14 protein-coding genes are annotated in these 15,055 nt (G+C 66.6%); 5 read left to right on the forward strand and 9 right to left on the reverse strand.

Annotated elements, in window-relative coordinates; translation table 11 throughout:
• Window positions 1–4: 4 nt before the first annotated feature.
• Window positions 5–1,642: an ABC transporter substrate-binding protein gene (locus ACQR0W_RS04910; RefSeq protein ID WP_315714271.1), complete on the reverse strand. Its 1,638-nt coding sequence runs from the start codon at window positions 1,640–1,642 to the stop codon at window positions 5–7.
• A 48-nt stretch (window positions 1,643–1,690) separates the two neighbouring features.
• Window positions 1,691–2,512 carry a sugar phosphate isomerase/epimerase family protein gene (locus tag ACQR0W_RS04915; RefSeq protein WP_316169241.1) on the reverse strand — a complete coding sequence of 274 codons (822 nt, stop codon included), beginning with the start codon at window positions 2,510–2,512 and terminating at the stop codon, window positions 1,691–1,693.
• 209 nt (window positions 2,513–2,721) lie between these two features.
• On the opposite strand from ACQR0W_RS04915, the gene ACQR0W_RS04920 reads away from it, so the two are divergent.
• Entirely contained in the window at window positions 2,722–3,873 is a 1,152-nt protein-coding gene (locus tag ACQR0W_RS04920; protein ID WP_434840585.1) for a hypothetical protein, read from the forward strand.
• A gap of 41 nt (window positions 3,874–3,914) precedes the next feature.
• On the opposite strand, the gene ACQR0W_RS04925 is transcribed toward ACQR0W_RS04920, so the two are convergent.
• Together ACQR0W_RS04925 and ACQR0W_RS04930 are read right to left on the reverse strand one after the other, a co-directional pair.
• Window positions 3,915–4,559, reverse strand: a complete 645-nt coding sequence (locus ACQR0W_RS04925; protein WP_316169239.1) for a Vgb family protein — start codon at window positions 4,557–4,559, stop codon at window positions 3,915–3,917.
• A 28-nt stretch (window positions 4,560–4,587) separates the two neighbouring features.
• A complete protein-coding gene (locus tag ACQR0W_RS04930; protein ID WP_316169238.1) occupies window positions 4,588–5,808 on the reverse strand; it encodes a helix-turn-helix domain-containing protein in 1,221 nt (406 codons plus the stop codon).
• An 86-nt stretch (window positions 5,809–5,894) separates the two neighbouring features.
• Between ACQR0W_RS04930 and ACQR0W_RS04935 the strand changes: the two genes are divergently transcribed.
• Window positions 5,895–6,656 carry a DUF899 domain-containing protein gene (locus tag ACQR0W_RS04935; protein WP_316169237.1) on the forward strand — a complete coding sequence of 254 codons (762 nt, stop codon included), beginning with the start codon at window positions 5,895–5,897 and terminating at the stop codon, window positions 6,654–6,656.
• A gap of 17 nt (window positions 6,657–6,673) precedes the next feature.
• Window positions 6,674–6,961 (forward strand): hypothetical protein, encoded by a 288-nt coding sequence (locus ACQR0W_RS04940; RefSeq protein WP_316169236.1) that lies wholly within the window; start codon window positions 6,674–6,676, stop codon window positions 6,959–6,961.
• Window positions 6,962–7,268: 307 nt separating this feature from the next.
• On the opposite strand, the gene ACQR0W_RS04945 is transcribed toward ACQR0W_RS04940, so the two are convergent.
• The 5 genes from ACQR0W_RS04945 to ACQR0W_RS04965 form a co-directional block, all read right to left on the reverse strand.
• Window positions 7,269–8,054 (reverse strand): ABC transporter ATP-binding protein, encoded by a 786-nt coding sequence (locus tag ACQR0W_RS04945; protein WP_315827719.1) that lies wholly within the window; start codon window positions 8,052–8,054, stop codon window positions 7,269–7,271.
• Complete coding sequence (locus tag ACQR0W_RS04950) at window positions 8,051–8,824, reverse strand: ABC transporter permease (protein ID WP_315827750.1); 774 nt, start codon at window positions 8,822–8,824, stop codon at window positions 8,051–8,053. The genes ACQR0W_RS04945 and ACQR0W_RS04950 overlap by 4 nt, the downstream gene beginning before the upstream one ends.
• A gap of 213 nt (window positions 8,825–9,037) precedes the next feature.
• Window positions 9,038–9,982 carry an ABC transporter substrate-binding protein gene (locus tag ACQR0W_RS04955; RefSeq protein WP_316169235.1) on the reverse strand — a complete coding sequence of 315 codons (945 nt, stop codon included), beginning with the start codon at window positions 9,980–9,982 and terminating at the stop codon, window positions 9,038–9,040.
• Window positions 9,983–10,110: 128 nt separating this feature from the next.
• Entirely contained in the window at window positions 10,111–10,848 is a 738-nt protein-coding gene (gene hutC / locus ACQR0W_RS04960; RefSeq protein WP_315714284.1) for a histidine utilization repressor, read from the reverse strand.
• Complete coding sequence (locus ACQR0W_RS04965) at window positions 10,845–12,203, reverse strand: formimidoylglutamate deiminase (protein WP_315714285.1); 1,359 nt, start codon at window positions 12,201–12,203, stop codon at window positions 10,845–10,847. Before ACQR0W_RS04965 ends, hutC begins: the two co-directional genes overlap by 4 nt.
• An 87-nt stretch (window positions 12,204–12,290) precedes the next feature.
• Here ACQR0W_RS04965 and hutI point away from each other — a divergent pair, with 87 nt between their 5' ends.
• Window positions 12,291–13,505 carry an imidazolonepropionase gene (gene hutI / locus ACQR0W_RS04970; protein ID WP_316169234.1) on the forward strand — a complete coding sequence of 405 codons (1,215 nt, stop codon included), beginning with the start codon at window positions 12,291–12,293 and terminating at the stop codon, window positions 13,503–13,505.
• Window positions 13,502–15,049 (forward strand): histidine ammonia-lyase, encoded by a 1,548-nt coding sequence (gene hutH / locus ACQR0W_RS04975; protein ID WP_316169233.1) that lies wholly within the window; start codon window positions 13,502–13,504, stop codon window positions 15,047–15,049. Before hutI ends, hutH begins: the two co-directional genes overlap by 4 nt.
• The last annotated feature ends 6 nt before the right edge of the window (window positions 15,050–15,055 follow it).

Here is a 15,055-nt window from a genome sequence, read left to right on the forward strand (position 1 = left end):
GGCGTCACGCACCGTAGTTGCCGGTGCGGAAGTCCATCGCGAAGGCCGGCGAGGCCTTCCACTTGATCGACTTCGGCTTGGCGGTGAAGGTCGCGTTCTGGTGCAGCACCGTGTAGGCGGGGTCCTCGCGCTCGGCGATCTCCAGCATGCGGCGGAACGCCTTCTTGCGCGCCTCGCGATCGGTCGAGGTCTCCAGGAATTCGGAAAGACGATTGAGCTCGTCATTGCTCCATTCGCCGACCTGCTGCTGCTGGCCGTTGGGGCCATGCTGGGCGACGAGCGAGGAGACGGGATCGTTGAACGCGGCCGAGTTGGACCAGTCGCGCACCGCGCGGGTCGGAGCGCGCTCGAGAATCTGGGACCAGTTCTCCTTGGTCTCGATCTGAACGTTGAGGCCGACCGCCTGCCACATCTCGACCAGCACCTGCGCGGTCGCGACCTGGTTGGTGTAGTAGTTGTTGAGCAGTCGATACGGGATCGGGTCACCCTTGTAGCCGGCCTGCTTGAGCAGGTCCTGTGCCAGCTTCGGATCGAATGCCGGCACGCTCCAGTCGGCGATGAACATGTCGCCGTAGAATTCCCACTGCAGGCCCTTCGGCACCCGGGTGCGGCCGGCCCACAGGCTGTCGACGATGGCCTGGCGGTCGATCGCATGGGTGAAGGCGCGGCGCACCAGCGGATTGGCGAGCTGCGGGTGGTTCTTGTCGAACACGGTGAGACGGTGATTGAGGATGGTGCCGCCCTGGACCTCGAACGCCGCGTTCTTCTCGATGCCGGCGATCTGGTCCGGCGGGATGTCGCAGGCGAACTGATATTCGCCAGACAGGAGCCCGTTGATGCGGCTCGCGACCTCCGGCACTTCCAGGAATCGGATGCGCTTCAGCGGCGGACGGCCGCCCCAATATTCGTCATGGGCTTCGAGCGTCAGCGACACGTCCGGCTTGAACTCGACGATCTTGTAGGGACCCGTCGTGATCGGCTTGCGCGCCCAGTCGAGATAGCTCGCCGCTTCCTCCCAGCCGCGCCGGCTCATGATGTCGGAGCCATAGCGCATCAGGCGGCCTTCGATGGTGACGTCGGGCGTCGCGTTGACGAAGCGCACGGTGTATTTGTCGACGGCGTCGACGCGAACCAGGTCCGGCCACATCCGGCGCGCGACGCCAATCACGTCCGGCGGCAGCTCCTTGCCCGGGCGCGGCGTCGGGATCTTCTCGAACGCCTTGATGGTGGTGCGGCTCTTGGCCTCGCTGTCGCCGAACATGCGCTCGCGGCTGAACGAGAACACGACGTCCTCGGACGTCATCTCGTCACCATTGTGGAACTTGACGCCCTGGCGCAGCTTCAATTCGACGGTCTGGTCGTCGATGCGCTTCCACTCGGTGGCGAGGCCGGGGACGGCTTCGAGATTGCCGCGGAAGTTCTTCGAGATCAGGCTTTCCCACAGCGACGAGTAGAACACGCGCTCGCCGACATTGGACTGCTCGCGCAGCACGTCGAGCACGTTCGAATTGGTCACCTTCTGCACGGCGATGGTGACCGAGGGACGGTTGTCTCCCTGCGCGATCGACACGCGCGGCAGGATGAAGCTGCCGCCGATCGCGGCGCCGGCGCCGAGCAGGCCGCGGCGGGTGAGCTTGGTCATGGCAATCTCTCTAGGGTGCGAGGTTGTCAGGAAATGACGGTCGTTGGCTTACTGAGCGAGGCCGAGCGCGGCGAGGTGCGCTGCGCCGGCCTTGACGTGATCGTGGTTGCGCAATTCGAGGATCAGGCGCGGATTGGAGCTGAGCTTCGCCAAAGCGCGGAACACGGCGATCCAGCGAATGTTGCCTTCGCCGGGCGCCCAGTGTCGGTCGGCATAGCCGTCGGTGTCCTGCAGATGCACATGGGTCAGCATGTCGCCGGCGGCATCGACATAGTAGTCGACCGGCGGCGCGCCGGTGGAATGATGCGCGTAGTTGGCATGGCCGGTGTCGAGCGACACGCGCACTTTTCTGCTGTCCAGCGCCTTGGCAAGCGTGACGCGATCCAGCGGATCCTTGTCCTCGATGTTCTCGATCACCAGCTCGCAATTGGCCTGCTCGGCCGAGGCGATGACGTCGGACAGCGTCGCACGGACACGCTCGATCAGCTGCTCGCGATTGTCCGGCAGCATGTCGATGTTGTTGTAGTCCCAGGTCGTGTAGGGCGAGTGGATCACCATCTGGGTGGCGCCGAGGAACTGTGCGACTTCCAGGCCCTGCAGCAGCCGCTTGGTCACCGCGCGGCGGATCATCGGGTCGTGGCTGGCGATGGTGAAGCCCCAGAACGGGCCGTGGATGCCGAGGCGGCCGGTATGGCCCGACAGCATCGACTTGATCTCGCGCGCGGTGCCGCGCCAGTCGCTGTCGAGCAGGTCGGCGCGGAAGAAGTCCTGGATCTCGAGATCCCGCTGGCGCTCGAGCAGCCAGTCGGTGTGGGCCGGAATCGATTTGACGGAGAGGGCGGCGCCCAGGACAGGCAGCGTGGCGGACATTTGGCGAGATCCCTTCTTGAGACCTCGTGAGCGCTAGCGGAGTTCGATGACGCCCCCATGAAGGGCTGTGGATGGCGACCGCGACATCTTGTGTGGTTGAGCCCGCGGCAGGCCGCAGTCGTTCTATTCCTGGGGTAGACGAACGCGCTCGGGATCTACTTGACGTAGCCGCGGGAATTGCAACAATGCGGCAAAAACGGGGATGTGCGATGACGGTGCGGCGGGCAATCCTTGGCGCGATGCTGTCGGTCCTGATACTGACCTCAGTGGCGCTGATCGAGGCGTCCTTGATAGCGGCTGCTTACGCGAAGGGACCGTATGGCACGATCTCGGTCGCCGGATGGTCGGGCGGCGCCTATACTGACGACAACACCGGCAAGTTCTCCAGCTGCATTGCCTCGGCGAGCTACAAGAGCGGCATCAATTTCGGCGTGCTCGCGCTGCCGACCTACAATTGGGCGCTCGCCTTCATTCATCCGAGCTGGTCGCTGTCGCAGGGGCAGAAGTTTCCCATCGTGCTCAGCTTCGACGGCCGCAATTCGTACAACGTCGAGGGCTCGGTCTGGTCGGCCAACATGGTCGTGGTTCCGATGCCGAACGATTCCAGCCTGATCAAGGCGTTCCGGGCGGCGCGGACGATGTCCGCCTTCGCACAGGGCAACCTGTTCCAGTTCGATCTCAACGGCACCTCCGTGCTGTTGCCCTCGCTGGCGAACTGTGTGCGCATGATCAATGCCGGTGGGATGGCCGCGGCGACGAACTTCACGGTGCAGCCCGGCGCCGCTTCGGCGCAGCGTCAGGCCGCGCCCCCCGTCGCGACCACGCCGGCCGCGACGGCGAGCGTGCAGCCGGCACGCGCGTCCGAGGATTCGCCCGAGCTGCAGCTCGAGGCGATGCAGATCGCCTCCAACTTCATTCTGAAGGCGGCGCTGTCGCATCCGGCAATCCTCGGCGGCGGCGAACGGCCAGTGTGGCTGACCGCAGGCGGCGTCGCCTGGAAGGCGGACAATGCCACCGGCTTCGTCCGGATCGTGCCGCCGCAGCGCAACCTGGACGGCCTGGAAGTCGCTGCCACGATCATCGGCAACGACGCGCGCGACTGCAAAGGCAAGTTCATCTCCGCCCGCAACAGCGAGCTGGTCGACAGCGCGGTGGTGTTCCGCGGCATGTCGTCCTGCGAGGACAGCGAGAAGTCGGACATCGCCGAGTACTTCATCTTCCCGCGCAAGGCGGGCGGCTTCGTCCTGTTCTCCGTGATCACGCCGACCAAGCCGGTCGGCGGCGGCGGCCAGCAGTTGCAGACGCGCGAGGAAGCCAACGCCAACTTTCGCAAGGCGGCGTTCACGTCCATCGCGAAGTAGGCTGCCTCCGCTCGCTGAGCCTGCCGTGGCTCATTTGCGTGTTACCCCCGTGCCTGCTTCGGTCGCCTGACCGCACGCACCTTGCCGCTGCCGCCGCCGCCGCAATACAGCGTCTCGCTCCCGTCGGACTCCATGCCGGAGACGCCGGTGCCGACCGGCATGTCGAGCTGATCGAGGACCTCGCCGGTCGCGGGATCGATGCGCCTGATGTCGCTGACATCGTCCTCCCAGGTGCCGTGCCAGAGCTCGCCATCCACCCAGGTGACGCCGGTGACGAAGCGCGTGCAGGAAATGCTGCGCAGGATCTGCCCAGTTGCCGGGTCGATCTGGTGGATCTTGCGGTCGCGATAGGCGCCGACCCAGAGCGACCCTTCAGCCCAGGCCAGCCCGGAATCGCCACCGCCCGAGGGCGCCGGGATCGTCGCGAGCACGCGGCCACTGTCGGGATCGACCTTGTGGATGCGATCTTCGGCGATCTGATAGAGATGCTTGCCATCGAAGGCGGTCCCGGCATGCGAGGGCACGTCGAGCGACTTGCGGACCGCGCCGTCGGCAGGATCGAACGCCTTGATGCTGGCGCCGGTCGCAATCCACACCTGCTTGCCGTCATAGCTGACGCCGTTGACTCGGTCGGTGCCGTCGAACGGGCCGTATTCGCGGATGATCTCTGCAGGTGCGCGTGTCATGACCTTCTCCATTGCTGACGGCAGCACGCTAATCGAGCGACGACCACGCCGGGAGTAACAAGCTGGTCGCGAATGCCGGCACCACCGGACAGGTCCAGCGCTGCGCGCGGCCGCGGCCGAACGACTGGACCTTGCCGGACAGAGCGAGCGCGTCGAGCGCGCGCTGCATCGTGCGCTGGCTGGCGCCGAGCGCCAGCGCAAGGCCGGAGCTCGACCACGCCTCGCCGTCGGCGAGGCAGGCGAGCACGGGCGCATTCTCGTCCTCGATCGGCTGTGCCAGCTCGACGACGCGGCGGCCATCGCGCGGCAGCAGGGCAAAGCCGTCGCGCGTCGCATTGACGTCGGCCATGTCTTTCAAGAGCCGGCGCAAGCGTCCGATCTCGACACGCAAGCGGGCGCGATGCGACTCATCGGCTTCCTTGCCGCGGAAAGCCGCGGCGATCAGCTCCGATCGCGAGACATCATCGGGCGTCGCCTCCGCCAGCCTGCGGGCGAGAGCAAACAACACCGGACGCCGCACCAACGGCACGACGAGGCTGCCCTGGCGCACCACGAGCCGGCAGGCATCGACGATCAGGCCGTCGGATCGGAAGAGCGCTTCGACCTCATCGAGCTGCAGCAGCCGTTGCTCGCCTCCTCGGATCAAGCGAGCGGCCGGCGCGGACAGCGTGGCCGCGAGCCGCTCGACCTCGGCTTGCAGCTCCGAACTCCGCGTCCGCCAGGCCATGGCTCCGGCCCGCTCGAGCGCCGCCTGCGCCGCCTTGGTCTGCAGGCGGCGCAGCGCCAGGCCGGCGACGATCAGTTCATAGATGGTGCGCGCCGCCGGCTGCAGCGGCGAGGGATCGAGATCGGCGAGTCCCCGCTCGGCGTCATCGAGGTGGCCGATGAGGACCATGCGCCGGATTTCGAGGCTCCGCGCATAGGCGGCATTGGTGCGGTCGCCGTGCTGCTCCAGCGTTGCGCGCGCCTCGGCCAGCGCTTTCGTCGGCCATGACAGATCGCGCGCCGCCAGCGCGATCTCGGCCTCCGCCACGGCGCAGCGGGCGCGCGCCATGGCCGCCTTCGGGCCGAAGCTGCGCGCGGCCTGGCGCAGCAGCGCCTTCGCCCTGATGACATCGCCGAGCCTGGCCATCGCGATGCCGCGCAGCGCCAGCGCCGGCGGATCGTCGCGCAGCGCGACGCGATTGAGCGCGCCGAGCGGATCACCCGCGGCCAGCGCCTGTGCCGCCGCCGAGATCAGCGAGTCCATGCAAATCCCGCCACACTTGTCACTCCGCATTCCTCCCGCGGCGATCCTAGTCTCAGATGCGGTCAACACGCAAAAGGAACACCGACATGACCATGCATCTCACCGGAACTCGCGAAGACTGGCTCAAGGCACGCCTCGATTTGCTGCAGGCCGAGAAGGAGTTCACCCGCCGCGGCGATGAACTGGCGCAGCGTCGCCAGGCCTTGCCCTGGGTGCGCGTCGATAAGGCCTATCGCTTCGATACCGAGGAGGGGCCTGCCAGCTTGCCCGATCTGTTCCAGGGCCGCTCGCAGCTCCTCGTCTATCACTTCATGTTCGGCCCCGACTTCCAGGCCGGCTGCCCGTCCTGCTCGATGATCGCCGACGGCTTCAACGGCTTCCAGGTCCATCTCGCCAATCACGACGTGATGCTGTGGGCGGTGTCGCGCGCGCCGCTGGCGAAGCTCAGGGCCTACAAGAGCCGCATGGGCTGGAGCTTCCCCTGGGCGTCGTCGGCGAGCAGCGATTTCAACTTCGACTTCAATGTCGCGATCACCGAGGAGCAGCAGCGCCAGGGGGGCACCGAGTACAACTACCGCACCAGCCCGCCGATGAAGCCGTCCGACGTCCCGGCCATGGTGGCGGAAGTCGCCGCCGGCACCGGCACGGACGGCGCCACCTTCATGCGCGACCGCCCGGGCATGAGTGCCTTCATTGTCGAAGGCGGCGTCGTCTACCACACCTATTCGAGCTACGCCCGTGGCCTCGATGGGCTGTGGGGCGCCTATCAGTGGCTCGACCGCGCGCCGAAGGGCCGCAACGAGCAGGGCGTGTGGTGGCGCCGCCGCGACGAATACGCGGCGCGCTGAGAGCAGGGAGTGAAGCCATGGCGTTCGTCCCGTCCAAGCGGCGCGTGATGCCGGACCTCGCTGAGGCACTCCGCTTTGCTGCGGCGCCGACCTTCGCGTTGATGGCGGTGCTGAACGCCATGGCCCGCGACGGCCGGGCAGATATGATCTGCTCGGCGATGCCGGCGGGCGCGCCGCTCGGCGACATGACGGTCATGTATCTGCTGATGAGCGCGTTTCACTTGGTGCCGTGGCTGAAGCGGATGCGGCGGAGCCGGCCGAGGGCGAGGTCCGCCGGGGCTCGATCGCAGCAGCCTTTGAGTTAGTTCGGCGTCGACCAGCGTTGGTTGCCGAGAGAGACCCCTCACCTGAGCGAGCCCGCGGGTGGGCCGGCGATGCCCTCTCCTACAAGGGGCGAGGGCGCTGTATCGGGCAGTCTTGTCGCGGCGATCGTTGGGAAAGTACTGCTCGCCATTCGAGCCAGCGCAGGGCCAGTTACTGCGCCCTCTCCCCTTGTGGGAGAGGGCATGTAAGACAGCGCGGCACACTCACTTGGGTGAGGGGTATGTTTCCGCAAGCATCACCGCCAGTTTGAGCGCACAGTTAAACACCGCGCACCGCGACAGCGCGGCGTCACGCCTCCGCGGCCACCTTCAGCGCCTCGGCCCGGATCTCCTCCACCAGCCGCTCCTTCAGCGCGACGAACTCCGGCGACGTCTTGATCTTGTAGGAGCGGGGATGCGGCAGCTCGATCTTGATGTCGGCCTTGACGCGGCCGGGGCGGGCGCTCATGACCAGCACGCGGCTGCCGAGGAAGATCGCCTCCTCGATGTCGTGGGTGACGAACAGCACCGTCTTTTGGTCGCGCTCCCAGATGCCGAGCAGCATCTCCTGCATCAGCACGCGGGTCTGGTTGTCGAGCGCGCCGAACGGCTCGTCGAGCAGCAGGATTTTGGGATCATTGGCGAGCGCCCGCGCGATCGCGCAGCGCTGCTGCATGCCGCCGGAGAGCTGCTTGGGCCAATGGTTCTCGAAACCCTTGAGGCCGATCTGTTGGATGAAGCGGTCGGCGACGGCGTTGCGCTTGTCCTCAGGCACGCCGCGCTCGCGCAGGCCGAAGGCGATGTTCTCACGCACGGTGAGCCAGGGAAACAGCGTGTAGGACTGGAACACCATGCCGCGATCGGCGCCGGGTCCGGTCACCTCGCGGCCATCGAGCAGCACCTTGCCGCTGGTCGGATGATCGAGCCCGGCGACGATGCGCAGCAGGGTCGACTTGCCGCAGCCGGAGGGGCCGAGGATGGTGACGAAATCGTTGTTGCCGATGGTGAGCTCGACCGGCTCCAGCGCGCGCGTCGGCGCGCGGCCCTGGCGGGCCGGGAACGTGCGTGAGACCTTGTCGATGACGAGCGTGGTCATGCGAGCTTCCACGGGAACAGCCAGGCGTTGAATGCCTTGAACAGGAAATCCGAGATCAGCCCGATCAGGCCGATGATGATGATGCCGAAGATGATTTGCCCGGTGTTGAGTAGCGCCTGGCTGTCGGTGATCATGTGGCCGATGCCGGAGGACGAGCCGATCAGCTCGGCGACGATGACGTAGGTCCAGGCCCAGCCGAGCACCAGCCGCAGGATCTCGGCTATGTCGGGCGCCGCCGAGGGTAGCAGCACGCGGCCGATGATGCCGCGATCGCTGGCGCCGAGCGTATAGGCGGCCTCGACGAGATCGCGCCGCGTGTTGCCGACGGTGACCGTGATCATCAGGATGATCTGGAACACCGAGCCGATGAAGATGATCAGCAGCTTCTGCAACTCGCCGATGCCGGCCCACAGGATCAGGAGCGGGATGAAAGCGGAGGCGGGCAGATAACGCGCGAACGAGACGAACGGCTCGAGGAACGCCTCGATCGGCTTGTAGGCACCCATCAGGAGGCCGAGCGGAACGGCGATGATGGCCGCGAGCACGAAACCGCCGACGACGCGCCAGACGGTCATGCCGATGTCGGTGAGGAAGCCGAACTTGACCAGCAGGTCCCAGCCCTCGCGCAGCATGGTCAAGGGATCTGCCAGGAACGTCTTCGGCACATAGCCGCCAACCGTCGCCAGCGACCACGCCGCGACGAACACGACGAAGAAGGCAAGGCCGAGCGCGGTTCTCGATCTGGCGCTGACGGGTTCGAGAGGTCGGATCACGGATCGGGCTTTCGTGTTGGGTGCGGCTCGCGAGGGGGTGGGCCGCTCATGTTGAGTTGGCTTCGGAATACGCTGCTCAATATCGGGCAGGATGCCTCAACACCGTCATTGCGAGGAGCGAAGCGACGAAGCAATCCAGAGTCTCACGCTGGGCCCTGGATTGCTTCGCTTCGCTCGCAATGACGGATCGTGCGGGGCACGCTTCAGCGCCTACTTGATGAAGCTCGCATCATACAGATCCTCGATCTTCGGGATCTGCTTGATGATGCCGACCTCGAGCAGGAGCTCGGCCGCCTCCTTGTTGAAGGTCTTGAACTCCGTCTCAAAGAACTTCTGGCTCGCGGCCTTGTCCTGCCAGCGCAGATACTTCGCGGAGTTGCCGAACTGCTCAGCCGTCTGCTTCACGTCGGCACCCATGATCTCATAGGCCTTGGCTTGGTCCTTGGCGATCATGTCGAGCGCCTCGTAGTAGCTGTCGGCGAGCGCCTTGGCGGCCTTGGGGTTCTCGGCGAGGAATTTCGGCGTGCAGCCGAAGGTGTCCATCACCATCGGATAATCCAGGGTGGTGGCGATGATCTTGCCCTTGTCAGGGGCAGCTCGGACGGTCGACAGATACGGCTCGTAGGTCATCGCCGCATCGTTCTGGCCGGAGACGAAGGCCTGCGCAGCGGCGGCCGGCTCCAGGTTCACGATGGTGACGTCCTTCACCGTGAGGCCGTTCTTCTTGAGCATCCAGGCCAGCCCGAAATAGGGCGAGGTGCCGGGCGCGGATGCTGCGACGGTCTTGCCCTTGAGGTCCTTGATGGAGGCGATGTCGTTGCGCACGGCCATGCCGTCGGCGCCGTAGCTCTTGTCGAGCTGGAAGATCTGCTTGGTGGCGACGCCGTTGGCGTTCCAGGAGATCCAGGTCTCGACCGTGGTCGCCGCGCACTGCACGTCTCCAGCGGCGATGGCGAGGTGGCGATCCTTCTGCGGGATCTTCTTGATGGTGACGTCGAGGCCGTTCTTCTTGAAGATGCCGGCTTCCTTCGCCAAGGTCAGCGGCGCAAAACCGGTCCAGCCGGAAATGCCGATACCGACCTTGACGTCGTCGGCATAGGCGGTCGTCGAGGCCAGGAGCGCGGCAGTTACTGCGAGTAGCCCAAATCTGCGCATCGTCATCGTCCTTTGCTGTGAGAAGAAAGCCCTTCGTGCGGCTCGCAGCCGTGATGGCTGCGATCTCCGCTCATCTCTGCAAGCGTGCTTGCAAATCCCATGCTCAGTTCGGGCGCGGGTGAGCTGTCTCATTCGCTGCCCCTGAACCGCGCCACGAGGCGATGCTGCTCGCCGGGATAGATCAGCCTGACAGCCGTGAGCGGCTGCCCCTTGCGCCAGGTGTGGCGCTCGATCACGAGGCAGGGTGCGCCGACCGCGATGTCGAGGCCTTCGGCGATTGCGTCGTCGGCGACGATGGCGCTGATCGCGTGCTCCGCCTCGGTCCAGGGCACGTGATGCAGCAGCCAGGAGCCCGGTGGATCGATCTTGAAATTGGCCTTCGCGGCATCGGGTACGGCGTCGAGATCGATCAGCCGGTCCTCGATCGCGAACGGGACGTTGTCGGCGCTGTGCCGGCAGCGGATCGCGATGACCTTGCACGGTGTCTTGACGCCGAGGCGCTCACGATCGGCGGCGTTGGCGGTGCGGCGCGTCGATGAGATCAGTTCATAGCCATAGGCGCGGCCGAGCGCGCTGATCTCGGCGCGGATGTCGGGGATCTTCAGCACCGCCGACAGGAACTGCGGACGCCGCACGAACGTTCCGGCACGGCGACGCCGCTCGATCAGGTCGGCCTGGGCGAGCTCCGATAGTGCCTTGTTCACGGTCATGCGTGAGCAGCCGTAATGCTCCATGATCTCGTGCTCGAACGGGATGCGGTGGCCGGGCGGCCATTCGCCGGTGAGGATGCGGCGCTCGATGTCCTGCCGGATCGTCTTGTAGAGCGTGCCGGCTCCCGGCTTGGCGCTGTCATCGGCGAGGCTCATGCGAGCAGCCTCCGCACCGCCGTGTTAAAGCCGCGCCTTGCCGCCTCGCGCGACCGATGATGGCCTCCCTGCACGACCTTGGCGCCGCCGGCCCAGACACAATCGATGGCGCCGTGCGACGTCGCGAAGATCCAGCCGTCGAGCAGCGCATCGCGCGTTCGCCCTGCGAGCGACGGATGCGACAGATCGAGCGTGAGGATGTCGGCGCGGCCGCCGACCTGCAGGCCGGCGAGCGGTTGCGCCAGCGCCTGTGCACCGCCAGCGAGAGCGGCATCCAAGAGCGTGCGGCCTGTCGACGCATCCGGACCTGACGTCAGCACGTTGCGCTCACGATGCGTCAGCCGCTGGCCGTATTCGAGCTGGCGCAACTCGTCGCTCACGCCGACCAGCACGTTCGAGTCGGTCCCGACGCCGATGCGCCCACGCGCGCGCAGATAGTCGCGTGCCGGGAAGATGCCGTCGCCGAGGCTGGCTTCGGTGACCGGGCAAAGGCCCGCCGTCGCGCCGCTCCTCGCAAGCGCCGCGGTTTCGTCCGCCGTCATATGCGTCGCGTGGATCAGGCACCAGCGGTCATCGACGTCGTGATGATCCAGCAGCCATTGCACCGGGCGCTGGCCGGACCAGGCGAGGCAGTCCTCGACCTCCTTCACCTGTTCGGCGGCGTGAATGTGGATCGGGCCACCCTCGGCGAGCGGCAGCAGCGCGGCCAGTTCATCCGGCGCGACCGCCCGCAGGCTGTGTGGCGCGATGCCGAGATTGGCGCCATGAAGCGAGCTGATCGCCTTGCGGGAGGCCGTCAGCAGTTTGGCGAACTGATCGATATCGCAGATGAAGCGCCGCTGGCCGTCATGCGGCGCCGCGCCGCCAAAGCCGCCATGCGCGTAGAAGCTCGGTAGCAGGGTCAGGCCGATGCCGGATGTCTGGGCCGCCGCGGCGATGCGCCCCGCCATCTCGGAGACATCGGCGTAAGGCGTACCGTCGCGATCGTGGTGCAGATAATGGAATTCACCGACCCGCGTGAAGCCGCGCTCCAGCATCTCGACATAGAGCAGGACCGCGACCGCCTCGACATCCTCGGGGCGCATCGACAGGGCGAAACGGTACATCGTCTCGCGCCAGGTCCAGAACGTATCCGTCGAGTGGCCGCTGATCTCGGCAAGCCCGGCCATGCCGCGCTGGAACGCGTGGCTGTGCAGGCTGGCGATGCCGGGGATCGCGACCTCATGTTGCTCGTCGTCGGAGGTCGGAGGCACGCCGGCGGATACCGACTCGATTGCGCCATTGCTGATGACGACCTGCACGTCCTCGGCCCACCCCCTGGGCAGAAGCGCGGATGCGAAGTGCAGTGACGCCATGATCGATAAGCCCGCTGGACAGGACGGCGGAGCTAAGTTTATGTATAGACATATCGCCCGTCAAGCTTTCGTGAAGGGGGAGGCAGCATGGCCCAGCGTTTCGACCGGATCTGGCAGAATGCGCGGATCGCGACCTTGTGCGAGGGGCAGCCGGGCCTCGGCGTGATCGAGCAGGGCGTGATCGCTGCACGCGATGGCCGCATCGCCTTTGCCGGTCCGCAATCGGAGTTTCCGGCAGATGGAGATGCGCTCGAGCGCATCGATTGCGAGGGACGCTGGATCACGCCGGGTCTCGTCGACTGCCACACCCATCTTGTCTTTGGAGGCGACCGTGCGCACGAGTTCGAGCTGCGGCTCGCCGGCGCGAGCTATGAGGAGATCGCGCGTGCCGGCGGTGGCATCGTGTCCACCGTCGCGGCGACGCGCGCCGCCAGCGAACAGGAATTGATCGCCCGCGCGCTGCCGCGGCTCGATGCGCTACTCGCCGAAGGCGTCACGACGATCGAGATCAAATCCGGCTATGGCCTGGAGGCCGCGACAGAGCTGCGACAATTGTCCGCAGCCCGCGCGCTCGGCAGCCAGCGGCCGGTCAGCGTGCGCACCAGCTTTCTCGGCGCGCATGCGTTGCCGGTCGAAGCCGGTGGCGACAAGGACCGCTACATCGACCTCGTCTGCAACGAGATGCTGCCGGCGGTTGCCAGGTCAGGCCTCGCCGATGCGGTCGACGCATTCATGGAAAATATCGCTTTCTCCGCTGCGCAGACATCGCGCGTGTTCGCGGCGGCCAAGGCGCTCGGCCTGCGGGTCAAGCTGCATGCCGATCAGTTGTCGAACCTCGGCGGCGCCGCGCTCGCGGCCGAGTTCGGCGCGCTGTCCGCCGATCATCTCGAGCATACCGACGAGGCTGGTGCCGCGGCGATGGCTCGGGCCGGGACGGTCGCCGTGCTGCTTCCCGGAGCGTTCTACTTCATCCGCGAGACGCAGAAGCCGCCGGTCGAGCTGTTTCGCAAGCACGGCGTAAAGCTCGCGCTGGCGACCGACTGCAATCCGGGCTCGTCGCCGCTGACCTCGTTGCTGCTGACCATGAACATGGCGGCGACCTTGTTCCGGATGACGGTCGATGAATGCATCGCCGGCGTCACGCGCGAAGGCGCCCGGGCCTTGGGCTTGCTGGCCGAGACCGGCACGCTGGAGGCCGGCAAGTGGTGCGATCTTGCGATCTGGGACATCGGCCGTCCCGCGGAGTTGGTCTACCGCATGGGCTTCAACCCGCTGCACCGGCGCGTGTGGAGGGGCCAATGAGCGCGATCATCGCAGAGCCCGGCCACGTCAGCCTCGATGATCTTGTGCGCGTCTACACCGGCGCGTCGCTCATGCTGGATTCGGCGTATTGGCCGCGTGTCGAAGCGGCAGCAGGGATCGTGGCGAAGGCGGCGCAGGGCGCCGAGCCGGTCTATGGCATCAACACCGGCTTCGGAAAGCTGGCTTCCAAGCGCATCCCGCCTGACCAGACGGCCCAGCTCCAGCGCAATCTCATTCTCTCGCATTGCTGCGGCGTCGGCCCCGCGACGCCTGAGCCGGTGGTGCGGCTGATGATGGCGTTGAAGATCATCTCGCTCGGTCGCGGCGCCTCCGGCGTGCGCTGTGAGATCATCGAACAGTTGCAGGCGATGCTGGCGCGCGGCGTATCGCCCTTTGTGCCGCAGCAGGGCTCGGTCGGCGCCTCCGGCGATCTCGCGCCGCTCGCGCATATGACCGCCGTCATGATCGGCGAAGGCCAGGCCTTCGTCGACGGCCGGCTCGTGCCGGGCCGCGAGGCGCTGGCGCGCGCCGGCCTCACGCCGGTTACGCTCGGGCCGAAGGAAGGGCTGGCGCTGATCAACGGCACGCAGTTCTCGACGGCCTATGCGCTCGCCGGCCTGTTCCGCGCGCATGATCTGCTCAACGCTGCCCTGGTGATGGGCGCACTGTCGGTCGATGCGGCGATGGCTTCGACGGCGCCGTTCCGGCCCGAAATTCAGGCGCTGCGCGGTCATCCCGGCCAGATCGCAGCCGGCCGCGTGCTCACCGAACTGCTCGACGGCAGCGCCATACGGCTGTCGCATCTCGAAGGCGACGAGCGCGTGCAGGATCCCTATTGTCTGCGCTGCCAGCCGCAGGTCGCCGGCGCCGCGCTCGATCTGCTGACGCAGGCCGCGCGTACGCTCGTCACCGAGGCTAATGCCGTTACCGACAATCCGCTGGTGCTGGCCGACACCGGCGAGATCATCTCTGGTGGCAATTTCCACGCCGAGCCGGTGGCGTTTGCCGCCGACCAGATCGCGCTGGCATTGTCCGAGCTCGGCGCGATCAGCGAGCGGCGCATCGCGACGCTGGTCGATCCCGCGCTGAACTTCGGCCTGCCGCCGTTCCTGACGCCGGAGCCGGGCCTGAACTCCGGCTTCATGATCGCCGAGGTGACGGCCGCGGCGCTGTTCGCCGAGAACAAGCAGCGCGCGCTGCCGTGCTCGATCGACTCGACGCCGACCAGCGCCAACCAGGAAGACCACGTCTCGATGGCTGCACATGCGGCGCGCCGACTGTACGACATGGCCGACAATCTCGCTGCTATCATCGGCATCGAGCTGCTCGTCGCCGCCCAAGGCATCGAGCTGCGAGCGCCGCACGGCACCAGCGCGGCGCTGTCTGCCGTCATTGCCGCGCTTCGCGCGCATGTGCCGGCGCTGGTGCACGACCGCTACATGGCCGACGATCTCGCCAAGGCGGCCGCGCTCGTCGGTGGCGGTGTGTTGGCCACGGTTGCAACGCATGCACTCGGACGCGATCCGTTTCCCAAGCTTGGATGAGAGGGA

Source organism: Bradyrhizobium sp. HKCCYLRH1034, assembly GCF_051168375.1.
In the GTDB taxonomy this organism is placed as follows: domain Bacteria; phylum Pseudomonadota; class Alphaproteobacteria; order Rhizobiales; family Xanthobacteraceae; genus Bradyrhizobium.

Bases quoted from the DNA above. Each gene is read 5' to 3' on its own strand.
- ACQR0W_RS04910 (WP_315714271.1), bottom strand. From the start codon at position 1,642: ATGACCAAGCTCACCCGCCGCGGCCTGCTCGGCGCCGGCGCCGCGATC.
- ACQR0W_RS04915 (WP_316169241.1), bottom strand. From the start codon at position 2,512: ATGTCCGCCACGCTGCCTGTCCTGGGCGCCGCCCTCTCCGTCAAATCG.
- ACQR0W_RS04920 (WP_434840585.1), top strand. From the start codon at position 2,722: ATGACGGTGCGGCGGGCAATCCTTGGCGCGATGCTGTCGGTCCTGATA.
- ACQR0W_RS04925 (WP_316169239.1), bottom strand. From the start codon at position 4,559: ATGACACGCGCACCTGCAGAGATCATCCGCGAATACGGCCCGTTCGAC.
- ACQR0W_RS04930 (WP_316169238.1), bottom strand. From the start codon at position 5,808: ATGGACTCGCTGATCTCGGCGGCGGCACAGGCGCTGGCCGCGGGTGAT.
- ACQR0W_RS04935 (WP_316169237.1), top strand. From the start codon at position 5,895: ATGACCATGCATCTCACCGGAACTCGCGAAGACTGGCTCAAGGCACGC.
- ACQR0W_RS04940 (WP_316169236.1), top strand. From the start codon at position 6,674: ATGGCGTTCGTCCCGTCCAAGCGGCGCGTGATGCCGGACCTCGCTGAG.
- ACQR0W_RS04945 (WP_315827719.1), bottom strand. From the start codon at position 8,054: ATGACCACGCTCGTCATCGACAAGGTCTCACGCACGTTCCCGGCCCGC.
- ACQR0W_RS04955 (WP_316169235.1), bottom strand. From the start codon at position 9,982: ATGCGCAGATTTGGGCTACTCGCAGTAACTGCCGCGCTCCTGGCCTCG.
- hutC (WP_315714284.1), bottom strand. From the start codon at position 10,848: ATGAGCCTCGCCGATGACAGCGCCAAGCCGGGAGCCGGCACGCTCTAC.
- ACQR0W_RS04965 (WP_315714285.1), bottom strand. From the start codon at position 12,203: ATGGCGTCACTGCACTTCGCATCCGCGCTTCTGCCCAGGGGGTGGGCC.
- hutI (WP_316169234.1), top strand. From the start codon at position 12,291: ATGGCCCAGCGTTTCGACCGGATCTGGCAGAATGCGCGGATCGCGACC.
- hutH (WP_316169233.1), top strand. From the start codon at position 13,502: ATGAGCGCGATCATCGCAGAGCCCGGCCACGTCAGCCTCGATGATCTT.